This window comes from Opitutus sp. sgz309028 (assembly GCF_059821195.1).
Map to the genome: position 1 here is coordinate 1 of NZ_JCAMRR010000012.1, position 959 is coordinate 959.

At 59.7% G+C, this 959-nt stretch carries 1 protein-coding gene; it reads right to left on the minus strand.

Going from position 1 to position 959, the window contains the following annotated elements:
* Window positions 1-848, minus strand: an 848-nt coding sequence (locus AC6RV7_RS21105; RefSeq protein ID WP_500096189.1) for an IS256 family transposase, incomplete at its 3' end; no start/stop codon positions are given.
* Window positions 849-959 lie beyond the last annotated feature (111 nt).

The following is a 959-nucleotide window of genomic DNA, read 5'->3' on the forward strand; positions in this document are numbered from 1 at the left end:
TCTTCGGCGTTCGGCGCGTCGTAGACGGCTTTCAAGCGCCGGGCGATGGGCTGCCGATCCTGCCAGGAACAGAACGACAACGAGTGCCGCAGCAGATGGACGATGCAAGTCTGCACCGTCGTCTGCGGGAACACCGTCGTGATCGCTTCTGGGAAGCCCTTCAGCCCGTCGACCACCGCGATGAGGATGTCGCGGACGCCGCGATTGCTGAGCTCGTTCATGACCTTTAGCCAGAACTTGGCCCCTTCGGTCTGCTCGATCCAGAAGCCCAGGATATCCTTCCGACCCTCTGCGCTGACGCCCAACGCGAAGTAGACGGCCTTGTTTCGGACGATGGACTCGTCGCGGATCTTCACCCGCAGCGCATCGAAGAAGACCACCGGGTACATCCCCTCCAGCGGCCGGTTCTGCCACGCCGTCACCTCTTCGGTGACCGCATCGGTCACCGAGCTGATAAACTCCGGCGATACCTCGACTTTGTACTGATCGAGCAGGAAGCCCTGGATCTCACGCACGGTCATGCCGCGCGCGTACATCGCGATCACCTTCTCATCGAAGCCTTCCAACCGACGTTGGCCCTTCCGGATCAACTGCGGCTCGAACGAGCCATTGCGATCGCGCGGTACCTCAATCTCTACCTTCCCGTTGTCGGTTATTACCGTCTTCGGGGTAGTCCCATTGCGGCAGTTATCCCGCTCTTCGGCCGGCTTCGTTGGCTGACCCTTTTCGTATCCGAGGTGATGCGTCAGCTCGCCATGCAGCGCTCGCTCCATCACCGCCTTCGTCAGCTGCTCGAGCAACCCACCACGGCCCATGATCTGTTCCGGGCCCTGGCACTGCTTGATCAGCTCATCCAATAACTTCACATCCAAGCCGCCATACGGCAGCTGCTTCTCTTTCGTGGTCACTGTCTTGTCCTTTCATTTCAGTGATCCACACACAAACTTTCTGACACGCTC